The organism is Mesorhizobium sp. CNPSo 4684 (genome assembly GCF_057784315.1).
On sequence record NZ_JBWLUX010000004.1, the window covers coordinates 25171 to 42847 of the forward strand.

17 protein-coding genes and 1 other RNA gene are annotated in these 17677 nt (G+C 62.0%); 8 read left to right on the forward strand and 10 right to left on the reverse strand.

Going from position 1 to position 17677, the window contains the following annotated elements; all coding sequences use genetic code 11:
• Nucleotides 1–49 precede the first annotated feature (49 nt).
• The 3 genes from AC04SG_RS04440 to AC04SG_RS04450 all read left to right on the forward strand — a co-directional run bounded on the left by AC04SG_RS04440 (nt 50) and on the right by AC04SG_RS04450 (nt 2027).
• Complete coding sequence (locus AC04SG_RS04440) at nt 50–979, forward strand: methyltransferase domain-containing protein (RefSeq protein WP_488550071.1); 930 nt, start codon at nt 50–52, stop codon at nt 977–979.
• A 108-nt stretch (nt 980–1087) separates the two neighbouring features.
• The gene (locus tag AC04SG_RS04445) at nt 1088–1447 is read left to right on the forward strand and encodes a hypothetical protein (protein WP_488550072.1); all 360 of its coding nucleotides are present in this window, start codon (nt 1088–1090) and stop codon (nt 1445–1447) included.
• Between the two features lie 52 nt (nt 1448–1499).
• Nucleotides 1500–2027 carry a P-loop NTPase family protein gene (locus AC04SG_RS04450; protein ID WP_488550073.1) on the forward strand — a complete coding sequence of 176 codons (528 nt, stop codon included), beginning with the start codon at nt 1500–1502 and terminating at the stop codon, nt 2025–2027.
• A gap of 7 nt (nt 2028–2034) precedes the next feature.
• On the opposite strand, the gene AC04SG_RS04455 is transcribed toward AC04SG_RS04450, so the two are convergent.
• The 7 genes from AC04SG_RS04455 to AC04SG_RS04485 all read right to left on the reverse strand — a co-directional run bounded on the left by AC04SG_RS04455 (nt 2035) and on the right by AC04SG_RS04485 (nt 11456).
• Nucleotides 2035–2976 (reverse strand): 2-hydroxyacid dehydrogenase, encoded by a 942-nt coding sequence (locus tag AC04SG_RS04455; RefSeq protein WP_112560682.1) that lies wholly within the window; start codon nt 2974–2976, stop codon nt 2035–2037.
• Between the two features lie 39 nt (nt 2977–3015).
• Nucleotides 3016–4644, reverse strand: coding sequence for an ABC transporter ATP-binding protein (locus tag AC04SG_RS04460; RefSeq protein WP_488550074.1), 1629 nt, complete (start codon nt 4642–4644; stop codon nt 3016–3018).
• A complete protein-coding gene (locus tag AC04SG_RS04465) occupies nt 4641–5777 on the reverse strand; it encodes an ABC transporter permease (RefSeq protein WP_488550075.1) in 1137 nt (378 codons plus the stop codon). The genes AC04SG_RS04460 and AC04SG_RS04465 overlap by 4 nt, the downstream gene beginning before the upstream one ends.
• The gene (locus tag AC04SG_RS04470; RefSeq protein ID WP_352555391.1) at nt 5777–6874 is read right to left on the reverse strand and encodes a microcin C ABC transporter permease YejB; all 1098 of its coding nucleotides are present in this window, start codon (nt 6872–6874) and stop codon (nt 5777–5779) included. Before AC04SG_RS04470 ends, AC04SG_RS04465 begins: the two co-directional genes overlap by 1 nt.
• A 30-nt stretch (nt 6875–6904) precedes the next feature.
• A complete protein-coding gene (locus AC04SG_RS04475; RefSeq protein ID WP_488550231.1) occupies nt 6905–8767 on the reverse strand; it encodes an extracellular solute-binding protein in 1863 nt (620 codons plus the stop codon).
• Nucleotides 8767–10644, reverse strand: a complete 1878-nt coding sequence (locus AC04SG_RS04480; RefSeq protein ID WP_488550076.1) for an extracellular solute-binding protein — start codon at nt 10642–10644, stop codon at nt 8767–8769. Before AC04SG_RS04480 ends, AC04SG_RS04475 begins: the two co-directional genes overlap by 1 nt.
• Before the next feature lie 152 nt (nt 10645–10796).
• Entirely contained in the window at nt 10797–11456 is a 660-nt protein-coding gene (locus AC04SG_RS04485) for a c-type cytochrome (protein WP_112560688.1), read from the reverse strand.
• A 191-nt stretch (nt 11457–11647) separates the two neighbouring features.
• Here AC04SG_RS04485 and AC04SG_RS04490 point away from each other — a divergent pair, with 191 nt between their 5' ends.
• Together AC04SG_RS04490 and AC04SG_RS04495 are read left to right on the forward strand one after the other, a co-directional pair.
• The gene (locus AC04SG_RS04490) at nt 11648–12376 is read left to right on the forward strand and encodes a 3-deoxy-manno-octulosonate cytidylyltransferase (RefSeq protein WP_488550077.1); all 729 of its coding nucleotides are present in this window, start codon (nt 11648–11650) and stop codon (nt 12374–12376) included.
• 9 nt (nt 12377–12385) lie between these two features.
• Nucleotides 12386–13249 (forward strand): prephenate dehydratase, encoded by an 864-nt coding sequence (locus AC04SG_RS04495; protein ID WP_488550078.1) that lies wholly within the window; start codon nt 12386–12388, stop codon nt 13247–13249.
• On the opposite strand, the gene AC04SG_RS04500 is transcribed toward AC04SG_RS04495, so the two are convergent.
• The 3 genes from AC04SG_RS04500 to AC04SG_RS04510 are packed head-to-tail and all read right to left on the reverse strand — an operon-like array spanning nt 13246 to nt 14972.
• A complete protein-coding gene (locus AC04SG_RS04500) occupies nt 13246–13551 on the reverse strand; it encodes a Dabb family protein (protein WP_192249856.1) in 306 nt (101 codons plus the stop codon). The two genes, AC04SG_RS04495 and AC04SG_RS04500, sit on opposite strands and share 4 nt — an antisense overlap.
• 22 nt (nt 13552–13573) lie before the next feature.
• Entirely contained in the window at nt 13574–14515 is a 942-nt protein-coding gene (gene nudC / locus AC04SG_RS04505; RefSeq protein ID WP_488550079.1) for an NAD(+) diphosphatase, read from the reverse strand.
• A 37-nt stretch (nt 14516–14552) separates the two neighbouring features.
• Nucleotides 14553–14972 carry an HIT domain-containing protein gene (locus AC04SG_RS04510; RefSeq protein WP_112560693.1) on the reverse strand — a complete coding sequence of 140 codons (420 nt, stop codon included), beginning with the start codon at nt 14970–14972 and terminating at the stop codon, nt 14553–14555.
• 158 nt (nt 14973–15130) lie between these two features.
• Here AC04SG_RS04510 and ffs point away from each other — a divergent pair.
• The 3 genes from ffs to AC04SG_RS04525 all read left to right on the forward strand — a co-directional run bounded on the left by ffs (nt 15131) and on the right by AC04SG_RS04525 (nt 17504).
• Nucleotides 15131–15227: signal recognition particle sRNA small type (ffs, locus tag AC04SG_RS04515), an RNA gene on the forward strand.
• A gap of 105 nt (nt 15228–15332) precedes the next feature.
• Nucleotides 15333–17150, forward strand: coding sequence for a DNA polymerase III subunit gamma/tau (locus AC04SG_RS04520; protein ID WP_488550080.1), 1818 nt, complete (start codon nt 15333–15335; stop codon nt 17148–17150).
• A gap of 30 nt (nt 17151–17180) precedes the next feature.
• Nucleotides 17181–17504 carry a YbaB/EbfC family nucleoid-associated protein gene (locus tag AC04SG_RS04525; RefSeq protein WP_112560695.1) on the forward strand — a complete coding sequence of 108 codons (324 nt, stop codon included), beginning with the start codon at nt 17181–17183 and terminating at the stop codon, nt 17502–17504.
• Nucleotides 17505–17677: the final 173 nt, after the last annotated feature.

Consider the following 17677-nt stretch of genomic DNA (forward strand, 5'->3'; position numbering starts at 1 on the left):
CTCGTCCTACAGCCAGCCACCGGCCGCATCAGCCGGCGGACCCATCGCCATGCAAACGCTGAAAACCTCGTCCGGCGACCTGACCGCCGACCGCCGTGCCGACTATGCCGAGATGCTTTTCGGCTCGGGCGACCCTGCGGCAGCAGCGGAATTGCTGCTCGGCGCGCTGGAACTGGCGCCGCAATGGGCGGCGGGCTGGTTCCGCCTCGGCGAGATGCAGGAGACAAGGGAGCAGTTCGACCTGGCGGCGCAGGCCTGGGCTATGGCGCTGAAACTCGACCCGGCGGATCGCCTCGGGGCTGCGCTGAAGCTGCAACTGATCGGCAAGGCGCCTGCTGCCGCGGCGCCACCCAGCGCCTTCATCGAAACGCTGTTCGACCATTATGCCGAAAGCTTCGAGGGTGAGCTGGTCGACGAGCTCGGCTACCGGCTGCCGGAGTTTCTCGATCGCGCCATTCGAGTGGCAAGGCCCGGTCGTTTTCCGCTTGCTCTCGACCTCGGCTGCGGCACCGGCCTGATGGGCGAAAGACTGCGGCCGATCGCCGATCGGCTGGTGGGCTACGACATCTCCGCCGCCATGCTGAAAAAGGCCCGCGCCAAGGGCGTCTACGACCTGCTCGCCAAGGCCGACCTGCAGCATTTCGCCTATGCCGGCCCGAAGGCCGATCTAGTGGTTGCGGCCGACGTGTTCATCTATGTCGGTGCGCTCGACGGCGTGGTGAAGGCCGTCGCCGGCATTCTGGCCGCCAATGGCCTGTTTGCCTTTTCCGTCGAGACGCCAGGCGAAGGCGAGGCGGCCGGTGAAGCCGGTTTCGCGCTGCGGCCATCGCGCCGCTACGCCCATTCTCAAGCCTATGTCGAGCGGGTGCTTACCACCAGCGGCCTGTCGGTGCTGTCCGTGCAGCCCACCGTCATCCGCTTGGATCGCCGCCAGCCGGTCGATGGGCTGGCCGTGCTGGCGACGCTATCGTCCGGCTGATGTCTCGTCCTGTTCGAAAATGTGAATAGGATTTTTTCGGCTGGCGCGGCATCAGATAGGATATCTGCCGAGAGAAGGTCCGCTCGGTTCGGTATTGAGGAGAAACGGATGCGCTGGAACATGATGGTCTTGGCGTCTTGCCTGGCGATGGCCGGCTGCATGGGCAGTTCGATGTCCGAACGACAGGACCAGGACGTGCAATCGTCGCTGCAGTATGACAGCGTGCCTTGCGATCAATTGCTGGCGCAGCGCAACGGGCTGGCGCAGCAATATCATCTTTCGACGGATGCAAAGCCAAGCTTCTCCAATCCGGCGATGGGCTTTGGCCCGTTCACGCCGGATATGCGTTCCAAAAGCAAGCGCGACACCGACCTGGCAAGCGGCAAGATCGACGCCATGAACCGCTCACTAGAACGCCGCGACTGCGGCAAGCCCAGCAAGCAGAAGAAGTTCGCTCTGCCGAGCTAAGCCGTCACCGTCGGGATCGCAGGCGACAAGCTACCTCTAGGGGCACGATCGGATGGACCTCTCGGAGCTGGGTGACCGCATCTGTATCCTCGGGCCGTCCAATAGCGGCAAGTCGACCCTTGCCGACGCCATTGGCCGGAAGCGCAATCTGGAGGTTATTCATCTCGATCAGCTGTTCCATCTTCCCAACACCGATTGGGAACAGCGCCCCAAGAGCGAATTTATGGCTCTGCATGACGCCGCCATCGCCGGCGAACGCTGGGTGATGGATGGAAATTATTCGATCGGCATGCCGCAGCGCTTCAAACGGGCGACTGGACTGATCCTGTTGGACATCTCCACGCCGGTTAGTCTGTTGCGCTATATCAGGCGAACGCTGTTCGAGAGCGAGCGTCTCGGCGCCCTGGAAGGCGGACGCGACAGCATCAAATGGGACATGATCCACCATATTGCCGTGGCTACGCCGGAAAACCGCAAGCGATATCAAGCGATGTTCGCCCAGCTCGACCTGCCAAAGCTCCAGCTGTCGTCCCTGCGGGCAATCAAGAACTGCTTCCGGGACTGGGACCTGGCCAGGTGAAGTCCGGCTAGTACCCCGCCTTGCGGTCCACCAGATTGTCGAGCTTTTCGCCGCGCTCGAAGGCATCCATCTGGCGAAGCATGATCGGCGCCAGGTGAACGGGGTCCGAGGTTGCCGCCGCATGCGGCGTCACGAACACTTTCGGGTGGCCCCACAGCGGGCTGGTTTTCGGCAGCGGCTCGACCTCGAACACGTCGAGGCTTGCCTCCTTCAACGTGCCGTCATCCAGCGCGCGCAAAATGTCTGCGTCCTTTTGCAGCCGGCCGCGCCCGGCATTGATCAGCACCGAGCCGCCGAGGCCATTGCGCTTGCGCAGTTCCTTCAGCACGCCGTGGTTGATGATGCCTTGCGTGTCCGGCGTCAGTGGCAACAGCACCACCAATATGTCGGTGGCGTTGAGGAAGGGGATCAGTCCGGCCTCGCCGGCATAGGTCGAGACGCCTTTCATGGTCTTGTCGTTGCGCGACCAGCCATTGACGGCGAAGCCGAGCGACAACAGCACCGACGCGGCCGCACGGCCGAGATTGCCGAGCCCCATAATGCCGACCGAAATGTCGCCGGCCGGCCGTTGCGGCGGCTCGTGCCAGATCTTCTTCGGCTGTTGGGCGCGGTAGAGCATGCCCTGGCGGTGATGGTCGAGCACCCGCCACACGACATATTCAGTCATGTACTGGGTAAGATTGTCGGCGACCACTTTGACGATCGGCACGTCGGGCAGGCCGGGATCGGCGAAGATGTGGTCGACGCCGGCGCCGATCGAGAAGATGGCGCGCAGATTGGGCAGCGACTTCAGGAGGTTCGGCTTCTGCTTCCACACCACCGCATAGGTGATCGACGGGTCCGAAGCACCGTCCGGCTCCAGCACCACCTCGCGTTCCGCCGACAGCAGCTCGCGCCAGCGCTGCGGATGAAAGCCGGTGACGGCAAGCAGGATTTTGCCTTTTTCCATTTGCGGATTTTTCTTCCCTGTTAGTCCAGCCTGAACCTGTTATTCACTGACGATGCCGACCGGCGCCGTCTCGATCCTGAACGCGGCCGAGATCAGCGCCTTGGTATAGTCGGTCTGCGGCCGCTCGAAAATCTGTTCGGACGGGCCGGCTTCGACGATCTTGCCATTGCGCATGACGATGACGTCGTTGGCAAGGGCGCGAATGACTTTCAGATCGTGGCTGATGAACAGATAGGCAAGGTCGTGCTTGGCCTGCAGATTGCGCAACAGGTCGACCACTTGCGCCTGCACGCTCATGTCGAGCGCCGAGGTCGGCTCGTCCAGCATGACGAAGCGCGGATTGAGCACCATGGCGCGCGCTATGGCGACGCGCTGGCGCTGGCCGCCGGAGAATTCATGCGGATAGCGGTTCCTGGTTGCGGGATCGAGCCCGACCTCCTTCAGCACGTCGACTATCTTGTCGTCGCGCTGGTCGGGCGAGAGTTTCGGCTCGTGGATCTTCAACCCTTCCTCGATGATTTCCGACACCGACATGCGCGGGCTGAGCGAGCCGAACGGATCCTGGAAGACGATCTGCAATTCGCGCCGCAGCGGCCGCATGGCGTTGAACGACAACTGGTTGATATCGCTGCCGTTGAACTGGATGGTTCCCGTCGACGAGATCATCCGGGCCAGCGCCAGGCCAAGCGTCGTCTTGCCGGAACCGGATTCGCCGACGACGCCAAGCGTCTGGCCGGCGCGCACGGTGACATCGATGCCGTCGACCGCCTTCACATTGTCGACGGTGGTGCGGAAGAAACCCTTCTTGATGGGAAACCAGACCTTGATGTCCTTGCCGGTCATGACAGGCTTGGCGGCGGCGTTGGCGGCCGGCGGCTTGCCTTTCGGCTCGGCCGCCAGGAGGTGCTTGGTATAGGCGTGCTGCGGGTTGGCGAAGATCTCCTTCGTCGGCCCGGTCTCGACGATCTTGCCCTTGGTCATCACGCAGACCCGGTCGGCGATCTTGCGGACGATGCCGAGATCATGGGTGATGAACAGCATCGACATGTCCTTGCGGGCCTTCAGCCCCGCCAGCAATTCGAGAATCTGCGCCTGCACGGTGACGTCGAGCGCCGTCGTCGGCTCGTCGGCGATCAAAAGTTCCGGCTCGTTGGCCAGCGCCATGGCGATCATGACGCGCTGGCGCTGGCCGCCGGACAGCTGGTGCGGGTAGGCGTCGAGCCGTTTTTCCGGCTCGCGGATGCCGACCTCGTTGAGCAGCGCCAGCGTCCGCGCCTTGGCCTGGCGGTCGCCCAACCCCTGATGCAGCGCCAGAATCTCGACGATCTGCTGCTCGATCGTATGCAGCGGATTGAGCGAGGTCATCGGCTCCTGGAAGATCATGGTGATCTTGTTGCCGCGCACGCTGCGCAACTGCTTTTCGTTCATCGCCAATAGGTCGGCGCCCTGGAACAGGATCTTGCCGGAGGGATGGCTGGCCGTTGGATAGGGCAAGAGCTTCAGCACCGACAGCGCCGAGACCGATTTGCCGGAGCCGGATTCGCCGACCAGCGCCACCGTCTCGCCCTTGGCGAGGTCGAAGGAAATGTGATCGACGGCGATCGACTCGTTGCCGCCTTGCGTGAAGGCGACGCTGAGATCGCGGACGGAGAGCAGGAGCTCGCTCATCGGAACGCCTTGCGCGGATCGAACGCGTCGCGCGTCGCCTCGCCGACGAAGACCAGCAGCGACAGCATCAGCGAGATGACGACAAAGGCGGAAATGCCAAGCCATGGCGCATTGAGATTGCGTTGCGCCTGCTTGAGCAATTCGCCCAGCGAGGCGGAGCCGGGCGGCAAGCCGAAGCCGAGATAGTCGAGCGAGGTCAGCGTCGAGATCGAGCCTGAGAGCAGGAAGGGCAGGAAGGTTAGCGTCGCTACCATGGCGTTTGGCAGCAGGTGGCGGAACATGATGGTGAGATTGGGCACACCGAGCGCCCGCGCCGCGTTCACATATTCGAAGTTGCGGGCGCGCAGAAACTCGGCCCTGACCACGCCGACCAGCGCCACCCAGGAGAACAAGAGCATCAGCCCAAGCAGGATGAAGAAACCGGGCGGCAGGATGGCAGCGACGATGAGCAGCAGATAAAGCACCGGGATCGCCGACCAGATTTCGATGAAACGCTGAAACAGAAGGTCGGTCCAGCCGCCGAAATAGCCTTGCATCGCGCCGGCCGCGACGCCGATCAGTGACGAGCCTGCGGTCAGGATCAGGCCGAACAGCACTGAAATCCTGAAGCCGTAGATAAGCCGCGCCAGCACGTCGCGCGCCTGGTCGTCCGTGCCAAGCCAGTTCCAGTTGCCGATGGAGCAATTCGGGTCGCCCGCGCCTTTCGGATACTGGTTGCACAGCGTCTTTTTGTCATACAGCCAGGACGGTTTGGTTGGCGCCGCCTCCGGAATGGCGTTGTTGACGGTCAGATAGGAGTAGCGGATCGGCGGCCAGATCATCCAGCCATTGGCGTTGATCTCGTCCTGGATGACCGGGTCGCGATAATCGGTGACGGCATAGAAGCCGCCGAACTTTTCCTCGGGGTAGGCGACCGCCACCGGAAACAGGATCTCGCCTTTGTAGGAAGCAATGATCGGCTTGTCGTTGGCGATCAGTTCGGAAAACAGCGACAGCACGAACAGGACAAGGAAAATCCATAGCGACCAGTAGCCGCGCCGGTTGGCCCTGAAGTTCTGCAGGCGTCGCTGATTGAGCGGCGACAGCCAGGGACGGGCGATGCGAACGGGAGTCTCGGCAGCGGCTTCTGCCATCAGACGTCCCTTCGCTCGAAATCGATGCGCGGGTCGACCCAAGTGTAGATGAGGTCGGAGAGCAGGTTAACGAACAGGCCGAGCAGCGAGAAGATGTAGAGCGTGGCGAATACCACCGGATAATCGCGGTCGAGCACGGATTTGAAACCCAGCAGGCCGAGGCCGTCGAGCGAGAAGATGTTCTCGATCAAAAGCGAGCCGGTGAAGAAGGCCGATATAAAGGCGCCGGGAAAGCCCGCAATGACGATCAGCATGGCGTTGCGAAAGACATGGCCATAGAGCACCCGTCGCTCCGACAGGCCCTTGGCGCGCGCCGTCACCACATACTGTTTGCGGATCTCTTCGAGGAAGGAGTTCTTGGTCAGCAGCGTCGTCGTGGCGAAGGCGGACAGCACCAGCGCCGTCAGCGGCAAGGTCATGTGCCAGAAATAGTCGGCGATCCTGTCCGGCCACGACAGTTGGTCCCAGTTCTCCGAGACAATGCCGCGCAGCGGAAACCAGTCCCAGAACGATCCGCCGGCAAATAGCACCATCAAAAGGATACCGAACAAGAAAGCCGGTATGGCATAGCCGACGATGATGACGCCGCTGGTCCAGACGTCGAAGGTGGAACCGTCCTTGATTGCCTTGCGAATACCGAGTGGGATTGAGATCAGATAGGAGAGCAGCGTGATCCAGAGCCCGATCGAGATCGACACCGGCATCTTTTCCAGGATCAGGTCGAGCACTGAGATGTCGCGGAAATAGCTGTCGCCGAAGTCGAAGCGGGCATAGTTCCACAACATCATGCCGAAGCGTTCGAGCGGCGGCTTGTCGAAACCGAACTGCTTTTCCAGCTTCTTGATGAATTCGGGATCGAGCCCCTGCGCGCCGCGGTACTTCGAGCCGACGTCGCCGGCAGCATCGAAATTGGCGCCGCCGGCGTCACCGCCACCGCCGCCATTGAGGCGATCGCCGCCGCCTTGGTTGGTTAACCTGGCAATGATCTGCTCCACCGGCCCGCCGGGCGCAAACTGGATGACGGCAAAAGAGATCGCCATGATGCCGAACAGCGTCGGTATCATCAGCAGGATGCGTCGCAGTATGTAGGCGCCCATCAGGCTGCCAATCCTGCGCGAACGGTCATGTCAGGCTTTGCCAATCTTTGCCGCCTTGCCCTTGTCGAACCACCACAGCGTCTCGACCGGAAAGCCGAAATCGGGTTTCTGCTCGGGAAAGCCGAACATGTCCCAATAGGCGACGCGGTGATTCGCCAAGTACCAACTAGGAATCCAATCAAGCCGTGCGCGCAAGACCCGGTCGAGCGCCCTGAGCGCCGTTACGAGTTCGTCACGGGTGGTCGCCTTGCCTGCCGCCACGATCAGCGCGTCGATGGCAGGGCTCTCGGTGCCCGGATAATTGCGCTGGCCGGGCGTCTTCGCCATCCGTGAGTCGTAGAGTATCTCCAGGCCGTCGGCAGTCGGCGTTGCGCCGATCGACCAGGCAAGCATGTTGAAATCGAAGTCGAAATCGCGCTGCCGCCTTTCATATTGCGTCGAATCGACCTGCCGGATCGAAGCGTCGATGCCGATCGCTTTCATATTCTCGGCCCATGGCGTGAAGATGCGCACGAGGCCGTCGTCTTCGGCCAGCATTTCAACCTGCAGCCGCTCACCCTTGTCATTGACGACGAAATTGCCGGTTCGTTTCCAGCCGGCCTCGGCAAGCAGTTTCGAAGCCGCACCCAACAGCTTGCGATCATGGCCCGAACCGTCCGACGCCGGCTGCATCACCGGGTCGCCGAAAGTTTCCGGAGGCAACTCAGCGCGAAACGGCTCCAGCAGTGCCAATTCGCCGGGCGAAGGCAAACCCTCAGCCTTATAGTCCGATCGTTCGAAGTTCGATTGCGAGCGCTCGTAAGAGCCGAAGAACAGAACCCGCTGGATCCACTCGAAATCGAAACAATTGGCGATCGCTCGTCTCACCCGCGCATCTCGAAATTGAGGGCGACGCTGATTCAGTGCGACAGCTTGCATGGACGGCGTTTTCTCGCCGAGAAACTCCCGTTTGACGACCTTGCCGCCGATCAGCGCCGGAAAGTCGTAGCCGGTCGCCCATACGCGCGCGGTGAACTCCTCGCGAAAATGTGTATCGCCTTTTTTGAAGGCCTCAAACGCCGCCTGGCGATCGAGGTAGAAGTCGATGCGGATACGGTCGAAATTGTCGACGCCGCGGTTCACGGCAAGATCGCGGCCCCAATAGTCGGCAACGCGCTCATATTCGACAGTCTGTCCGGCAACCACACGCCCCACCTTGTATGGTCCGGAACCGAGCGGCGGTGTCAAAGTCGAGGCATCGAAGGTATTGGCCGCATAAAAGGCTTTGGACACGATCGGCATGTTGACGACCGCAAGGATGTTTTGCGCCGACTGTTTGCCATTGAAGCTGAGGTCGACGGTCATGGGGTCGACTGCGACCGCATCCGTCATATATCGCAAGGCCTGGGACAGGTTCGGATGGCCCTTGTCCTTATAGAGCTTCAAGGCGAAGACGACGTCTTCCGCGGTTAGTGGCGAACCGTCATTGAAACGCGCTTGCGGTCGCAGAATGAACCGGAAGCCGTTGCGATCGGCCGACAAGGTGACGGATTCGGCAAGCAAGCCATAGACTGCATCGGGTTCATCGAGCGCGCTCGTCATCAGCGAATCGAAGCAGAGTTCGGTGCGCGGCGGCGAATCCCCTTTCAGCACCAGGGAGTTCAGTGTGTTGAAGGTCAGGAAACTCTGATTCAAGGTCGCGTTCGGCGGCGCGAAATTCATCTGTCCGCCCTTGGGCGCGTCCGGATTGACGTAGTCGAAATGGGTGAAGTCCGGCTTGTACTTTAAGTCGCCGAAGGCCGACAGGCCGTGCAGTTTTACTCCGGTCGCGGTGGTTGCGAAAGCTTTGCGGGGCAGCAGGGCCGCGGCGGCTGCCACACCGCCGAATGCCAGAAAGTCGCGGCGGGTGGCAATCAATTGCTGCCCCTGTATTTGGCCGCCAGCGTCTTTTCCTTATCGAGATCGATCCACCAGGAATCCGTATCGACGCCGCGATAGCTCGGCTGCTTGGCCGGAATGCCGAACTTGTTCCAGTATGCCAGCCAGACTACCGCCCGATGATATTGCGGCACCACATAGAAGTTCCACAGCAGCACCCGGTCGAGGGCATGGGTGGCGGCGACCAGATCCGCGCGGTCGGTGGCGAAGATGATACGGTCCACCAGGGCATCGACGACCGGATTTTTGATGCCGGCATAGTTGCGCGACCCCGGCTTGTCTGCCGCCTTCGAACTCCAGAAATCGCGCTGTTCGTTTCCGGGCGATTCCGACTGCCCAAGTTGCGAAATGATGACGTCGAAATCGAAGTTGTTGACGCGGTTGACGTACTGGGTCTGGTCGATCAGACGCAGCGTCGCATCGACGCCGATCTTGCGCAGGTTGGCGATATACGGACTGGAGATGACTTGATCGGTGTCGTTCCAGCCGAGGATTTCAAGCTTGAACGGCTCGCCGGTCTTGGCACTCACCATCTTGCCGCCTTTGATCACCCAGCCCGCCTTGGCGAAAAGATCGACGGCCGTCTTCAGGTACTTCCGCTCCGCCTGTGGCGAATCATAAACCGGCAGCTTGAATTCCTGAGTGAACAGTTCGGGTGGCAGCTTGTCGCGATAGGGCTCGAGGATTTCGAGTTCCTTGCCTTGCGGGAGGCCGCTGGATGCCAGTTCAGTGCCTTGGAAATAGCTAGATGTGCGGGTGTTGAAACCGAAGAACAGCGTGCGGTTCATGGTTTCGAAGTCGAACGGATAGGTCAGCGCCGCGCGCACAAGCCGATCTTGGAATTGCGGGCGCCGCTGGTTGAGCATGAAGGCCTGCATAGGCTCGGGCGAGGTGGTCTTGAATTCTTGCTTTATGACGTCGCCAGCCTTGATTGCCGGGAAATTGTAGTAGGTCGCCCAGCGTCTCGAACTGTTTTCCGGCTTGATGTCGTTCAACCCACCCTTGGTGAAGGCCTGCCATTCGGCGTTGTCGTCGAGAATATAGGTGTATCGCTTGGTGTCGAAATTCTCGCGGCCGATCTTCACCGGCAGCTTGGCTGCCCAGTAATCCGGCACGCGCTGCCAGACGATCTCGGAACCCGGCTTGAAGCTGGCGATCTTGTAGGCGGCAGAACCGAGCGGCGGCTCCAGCGTCGGCCTGGTGATGTCGCGTTTCTTGCCGTTGGCATCGGTGCCTTCCCACCAGTGCTTGGGCAGCACCGCCAGGTCGCCGACGATTTGCGGCAGTTCGCGGTTGCCCTTCTGGTTGAAATGGAACTCGACCTCGCGGTCCGAGATGGCAACCGCGTCGGTGATATTCTCGAAATACCGGCTGTATTGCGGGCTGTTGGCCTTTAGCACCTGGAATGACCAGATCACGTCGTCGACTGTGATCGGCTGGCCGTCATGCCATTTGGCTCTCGGATCTATGCGATAGGTGGCCGAGGAATAATCGGCAGGATATTTGAAGGCGTCGGCGATCAGCGCGTGGTTCGTGCTTCCCTCATCGGCAGCCTGCTCCATCAACGTGTCGTAGAGAAGTCCGCCGCCGAATCCGACGAGGCCTGCAGCCGGCGAACCCTGCACGATGTAGGGATTGAAACTGTCATAAGTGCCGAGCACCACCGAATTCAGCGTGCCGCCCTTCGGCGCATCGGGATTGACGTAGTCGTAGTGCTGGAAGTCGTTGCCGTATTTGGACTCTCCGATCAGCGAGGAGGTGGTGCGCCACTCGTCCGCCAAGGTCGCCTGCAGGCCGCCTGCGAGGGTGGCCACAACCAGAAAGGACCTCAGAAGCGTTCGGCCAACCGTCATGCGTTCTCCTCTTCGCGATGCCCGGCAATCCTAGATGATTTGACGCCGGTGAAAACCGCCATGCGCCGGCTTTGTCGCCGCATATGCGATTTTCCTGACAAAAAAGCCGGGCTAAACCCGGCTTTTCTGAGGTCATCGAGATGACAATTCGGTTATTTGGCAGGCGCCGGAGCCGGTGCTGCGGGAGCGGCACCTTCAGCCGGCTTCGCCGGAGCGGCACCCTCGGCGGGCTTGGCCGGCGCCGTTGCGTCAGCGGCTGCACCGGGGGTTGGCAGCGGCTTCGGGCTGTCCGACAGCGTACGCAGATAGGCGATGACGTTGGCGCGGTCCTCGTCCTTCGGCAGGCCGGCAAAGCCCATCGCCGTACCCTTCACGAACTTCTTCGGCGAGGTGATGAAGTGGTTGAGGTTGTCATAGGTCCACTTCTCGGCGCCGCCCTTGGAAAAGTCCTTCATGCCGGCCGAATAGCCAAAACCTTCATGCTCGGCGACGGGGCGGTCGACGATGTCCCAGAGGTCCGGGCCGACCTTGTTCGGGCCGCCCTTTTCGCCGGAATGGCAGGCCTGGCATTTCTTGAACACGGCAGCGCCCTGCTCGACATTGGCGCTGGCCAGAAGATCGGCGATCGGCTTGGCCTCTACGGCAGGTCCGGCGCCACCACCTTCGGCCGGCTCGGTCGCCTCGATGGCGTAGCCGGGCTTTTCCGGCGCCGGCGAGGCAAACAGCGCGTCAGACACCAGGCCGACCGAGAAAACGACGAAACAAGTTCCGAGCAATCCGGCGAGCAGCTTGTTGACTTCGTTGGAATCCATGCGCCCCTTGCTCCCTTTTCCGGCGGACCGATCGTCCACTCCGTCCGTCGGTATCGTGACCCGCCCCGTCGAGCCGGTCAAATCGGGCGGAAACTAGGTCTTTTGCTCCAGCGTTGCAACACCTATAAGGGCGCTTCCAGTGAGACCTTTTGCCACTTTTCCCATTGTCTTTTCAAACGCCAGCAGCCCCAATGTCCACGCTCATCCTGATCCCGGCCCGCATGGCCTCTACGCGCCTGCCGGGCAAGCCGCTGGCCGATATAGAAGGCGCGCCGATGATCGTGCATGTCGCCCGCCGCGCCGCCGAGGCCGGGCTTGGCCGAGTGGTGGTGGCAACCGACACGCAAAGCGTGGCCGAGGCGGTGCGCGCGCACGGTTTCGAGGCGGTGATGACGCGGGCCGACCACGAATCCGGCTCCGACCGCATTTTCGAGGCGCTGACCGCGCTCGATCCCGGCCGCAAGGTCGAAACCATCATCAATGTGCAGGGCGACCTGCCGACCATCGATCCCGAAATCATTGGGGCGGCGCTGCGGCCTTTCGAGGACCCTGCGGTCGACATCGCCACGCTCGGCGTCGAGATTGTCGGCGACGAGGAAAAGACCAATCCCAACGTCGTCAAGATCGTCGGTTCGCCGCTGTCGGCGACGCGGCTCAAAGCGCTCTATTTCACCCGCGCCACCGCGCCCTGGGGCGAGGGGCCGCTCTATCACCATGTTGGCCTCTATGCTTATCGCCGCGCAGCGCTCGAGCGCTTCGTCGCGCTGAAACCGTCGCCGCTGGAACGGCGCGAGCGGCTGGAGCAGCTGCGGGCGCTGGAGGCCGGCATGCGCATCGACGCCGAGATCGTGCAATCGCTGCCGCTTGGCGTCGACACGCCGGAAGACCTCGAACGCGCCAGAACCATCCTTTCAACCTGAGACATCGGCATGCCTGAAAAGACCAACAGAATATCCTTCCAGGGCGAGCCCGGTGCCAATTCCGACACCGCCAGCCGCAACATGTTCCCGTCGATGGAGCCGTTGCCGTGCCCGACCTTCGAGGATGCCTTCAACGCGGTCGAGACCAACAAGGCCGACCTCGCCATGATCCCGATCGAAAACACCATCGCCGGCCGCGTCGCCGACATCCACCATCTGTTGCCGGAATCGAAACTGCACATCGTCGGCGAGTATTTCCTGCCGATCCACTTCCAGCTGATGGTGCTGCCGGGCGTCAAGCGCGAAGAGATCAAGACCGTGCACAGCCACATCCATGCGCTGGGGCAGTGCCGCAAATACATCCGCAAGAACGGCTGGAAGCCGGTGGTCGCGGGCGACACGGCGGGTTCGGCCAAGCTGGTTTCCGAGCTCAAGGACCGCACCATGGCCTCGCTCGCGCCCGCACTTGCCGCGGAGCTCTATGGCCTCGACATCATCGAGAAGAATGTCGAGGACACCGACTCGAACGTCACCCGTTTTGTCGTGCTGACCAAGAACAAGCAGTGGGCCGAGCGGTCCTCGGCCGACATCAAAATGATGACGACCTTCATCTTCCGCGTCCGCAACGTGCCGGCCGCGCTCTACAAGGCGATGGGCGGCTTCGCCACCAACGGCATCAACATGACCAAGCTGGAGAGCTACCAGCTGGGCGCTTTCACGGCGACGCTGTTTTATGCCGACATCGAGGGCCATCCTGACGATCCGCTGGTCAAGCTGGCGCTCGACGAACTGCGCTTCTTCTCGCGTGAAGTGCGCGTCCTGGGTGTCTATCCCGCGAGCGAGTCGCGCGAGCAGTGGAAGGTCGCGGACTAGACCAAAAGTGCCAGCGGCACGTAGTCGATTTCCATGAAGGTCGCGACTTCCGGCACCCAGCGGTCGCGCACGAAGGCGACGTGGTCGGGATGCTCATTGTATCTGGTGTAGGCCGCCTGATCCGCGAACTCCATCGAGAAGCCGAAGTGATAGTCGTTCTTGGGACTGACCTGCCGCAGCGGCTCGAAATGGGTAACGCCCTTGATCGCGCTGAGAATGCGCTTTGCGTCGGAGAGGAACCGTTTTTCCTCCAGCGAGTACTGTGGGTGCTTCAGGGTGAAAACCACGGTGTGACGGATCATTTCTTGCTCCCGTTATCCCTGTTTACTCGCTGTCGACCCAGGCGCGGATCAAATGATGCGCGATGGCGCCTTTCGGCGGCGTCACCAGATTGTCTTTGTGCGTCCTCTCCAGCATAGAACGGACCTCGTCGCGGAAAAACCAGCGGCAGTCTTCCAGCTCGTTCAGGTCGGCCTGGATGTCCTCGTTGAGCGGTTCGCCGAAACAGCCGATCATCAGTGAATAGGGGAACGGCCAGGGCTGGCTGGCGTGATAGACGACGCGGCCGAGCCTTATGCCGGCTTCCTCCAGCGTCTCGCGGCGCACCGCCGCCTCGATCGTCTCGCCGGGCTCGATGAAGCCGGCAAGCGCCGAATACATTCCCGGCCCGAAATGCCGGCCACGGCCGAGCAGGCATTTCTCCCGTGTCGCCGTCAGCATGATCGCCACCGGATCGGTGCGCGGAAAATGCTCGGTGCCGCAGTTGGGGCAGTGTCGCTTGTAGCCGCCGGCACGCATTTCGGATTCATGGCCGCATTTGCTGCAGAAGCGATGGCTGGCATGCCAGGCAAGCAGCGCCGCCCCTTGCGCCAGTGCGCCCGCCGCCGCTTCATCGATCAGCCCCTGCATGTAGACCGAGCGATAGTCGATGGCCTTGATGGTCTCCGGCAGCTGTTCAGGATCGAGGCCGACCGGCACGGCAAGCACCGGATTGCTCTCGGCAAAGCCGAGCAGCACGCCTTGCGCGAAGGACGGCTGTAGCAACTCGCTGCCGGCGACATCGAACCAAGGGTCGAAGTTGCCGTCGCTGAGTTTCAGATAAAGCCGGCCACCATGCATCAGCAAAAGCCGTGCCGTCGGGTCGGCCAGCGCCTTTTCGACGGAATCATCGGCGCGGGTCTCGGATTGCCGGTCGATCGTGTTGCCGGCAAAACCGACAAACTGGCTCGGCTCGCGCAAGGGCGCGTCAAACAGGCGAAAGGTCATGGAGGCTCGAAGGTTCAGGGATGGACACGAGCGCAGTTTATAGCGCCGCCTTTATCTGTTGCGCAAACCGGCGGATTTCGGAGCGTTGATAGGGTTCGCGCATGCCGTGCCCCCATACCGGACCCGGCCAGCCCGGATCGCCTTCCGACCGGGCGATGACATGGACATGCAGTTGCCGCACGATGTTGCCGAGCGCGCCGGTGTTGATCTTGGTGCAGCCAGTGGTTCTTTTCAGCGCCTGCGCCACCATATTGGTCTCGAAGGTCAGCATCGCCTGGTCGAGCGGCGTCATGTCGTGGATTTCCTCGATGCCGGGCCGCTGCGGGACCAGGACCAGCCATGGCCAGCGGCGGTCGTTCATCACTCTGAGTTCGCACAGGCCGAGCCACATCAACTGCTCGCTGTCCGCCTCCAGCCTGGAGTCGAGCGTGAATCCGGCCTTGAGGCCCGGCAGCATTGGCGTTTCCCTTGCGATTCTCGCATTATTTCCCAAACTCATGAACGCTAGAGCGGCTGCACGGGGGCTGCAAGCGATTCATTGAGGGGCGGAGCTCAAGGGCGTCCGATTCTCATGCACCCTTGCATTTCATCGCGCAATTGCCGATATGGAACGCGGGAGGTTGGTGGTGGACGATCCACTCGCCAACCGGGTCAGGTCCGGAAGGAAGCAGCCCTAACGAGCCCGGAACGGGTCATTGTTCCAGCCTCCCACCTCATCGGCCCCTCTCGCGACATTGACGACGCATTGCAGCGCGGGCGAGACTATTAGCGGGAATCGGCCACCTCGGACGCGGCCTTTTTGGAGCTTTACGGGCGAATGAGCGAAGCCGGAAATTCGGGCCCAGAAAACCTGGATAAGCAAAAGGCCGCCGCCTATCGTGTGCTGGCGCGCAAATACCGTCCGTCGAATTTCTCCGAACTGATCGGCCAGGAGCCGATGGTCCGCACCCTGACCAACGCTTTCTCCACCGGCCGCATCGCCCAAGCCTGGATGCTGACCGGCGTGCGCGGCGTCGGCAAGACGACCACGGCGCGTATCCTGGCGCGGGCGCTAAACTACAAGACGCCGACAGTCGACCAGCCATCGGTCGACCTTGCCGTCTTGGGCGAGCATTGCCAGGCGATCATGGAAGGCCGCCATGTCGACGTCATCGAGATGGACGCCGCTTCCCACACCGGCATCGACGACATCAGGGACATCATCGAGCGCGTGCGCTACGCCCCGGTGTCGGCGCGCTACAAGGTCTACATCATCGACGAAGTGCATATGCTCTCCACCCAGGCCTTCAACGGCCTGTTGAAGACGCTGGAAGAGCCGCCGCCGCACGTCAAATTCATCTTCGCCACCACCGAAATCCGCAAGGTGCCGATCACCGTCCTGTCGCGTTGCCAGCGCTTCGATTTGAGGCGCATCGACGCCGGCGCGCTGGTCGCGCATCTGTCGTCCATTGCCGGCAAGGAAGGCATATCGGTCGACGACGACGCGCTGGCGATGATCGCGCGCGCCGCCGAAGGCTCGGCCCGCGATTCGCTGTCCATTCTCGACCAGGCGATCGCCCATGGCGGCGGCGCCGTCAGTGCCGAGGCGGTGCGCGCCATGCTGGGGCTCGCCGACCGCGCCCGCATCGTCGACCTGTTCGAACATGTGATGAAGGGCGATGTCGCCGCTGCGCTCGCCGAATTCCGCAACCAGTACGACACCGGCGCCGACCCGGCCGCGGTGCTCACCGATCTGGCCGAATTCAACCATCTCGTCACCCGGCTGCGCTTCGTGCCGACGGCCGCTGACGATGCCTCCCTGTCCGAGGACGAGCGCCGGCGCAGCGCCGACTTCGCCAGCACGCTGTCGGTCAAGGTGTTGTCGCGGACCTGGCAGATGCTGTTGAAAGGCATCCCGGAGGTGCAGTCTTCCAACCGCCCAGTCAGCGCTGGCGAAATGGTGCTGATCCGGCTGGCGCATGCCGCCGACCTGCCAACCCTGGACGAGGCCCTGAAATCGCTGGAGAGCGGCGCTTCCGTATCGAGTGGCACGCCGCGTCCGAACGGTGCGCCGACGAGCCCAGGCAATGGCGGCGGCGCAAGTGCCGTGGCGCAGACGCGGATGCCGTCGTCCGGCAGCGGCGCGCAGACGATGCGCCTGGTCGAGCCCGAACCGCTGCCGGCCAGCTTCGTTGCGCCCCCGGAGCCGGTCGTTGAGACGCCGCCGGTGCCGGTGAAGTCGTTGGCCGACATCGTCGCCCTTGCCGACCAGCAGCGCGACATGGCCTTCAAGGTACAGGTCAAGCGCTGCGTGCGATTGGTGCGCATAGAACCCGGCCGCATCGACGTCAGCCTGACCGACGATGCGCCGAAAATGCTGCTCAACGAGCTGACCGCCAAGCTGCGCGCCTGGACCGGCCGCAACTGGCTGGTGTCGCTGTCGAAGGAAGAAGGCGGCCAGACGCTGGCCGAGATGGAATCGACCAAGCGCGAGACCGCCTTCTCCGATGCGAAAAGCGACCCGACAGTCGCCGCCATCCTGGCGCGCTTTCCCGGCGCCAAGATCATCGACGTGCGCATTCCCGACGCGCCGGAAGTCGACACCGACAAGGCCGAAGTGCCGGTCGAGCCACCGGGCGACGACGATGAAACCTGACCACAGCACAAATCCGCAAAGGACCCGACCATGAAAGATCTTCTCGGCCTGATGGGCAAGGCGAAGGAAATGCAGGCCAAGTTCCAGGCCATGCAGGACGAGATCGCCACGCTTGAAGCGAGCGGGCAGGCCGGCGGCGGCCTGGTCAGCGTCACGCTGACCGGCAAGTTCGAGATGAAGTCGCTGAAGATCGACCCGTCGCTGTTCAAGGAGGACGATGTCGAGATCCTCGAAGACCTGCTTCTGGCCGCCCACAATGACGCCAAAAATAAGGTCGAGCAGATCATGCAGGAGAAGACCAAGGCGCTGACGGCAGGCTTGCCGATCCCGCCGGGAATGAAACTGCCGTTCTGAGCCGGCTTCACCAGTTAATTGATTATGAACGGAAATCGGCTGCGGGTGCTATTGTTAAGACTTTCCCCGGCTTTGCTCACGCGGACATATCCGGGCATTTATAAAGTTTTACCTGTGCTGCACGAATGCTAATCCTTTAGCCATCTTTTTGCCTTTAAGAGTCTCATTCTTGC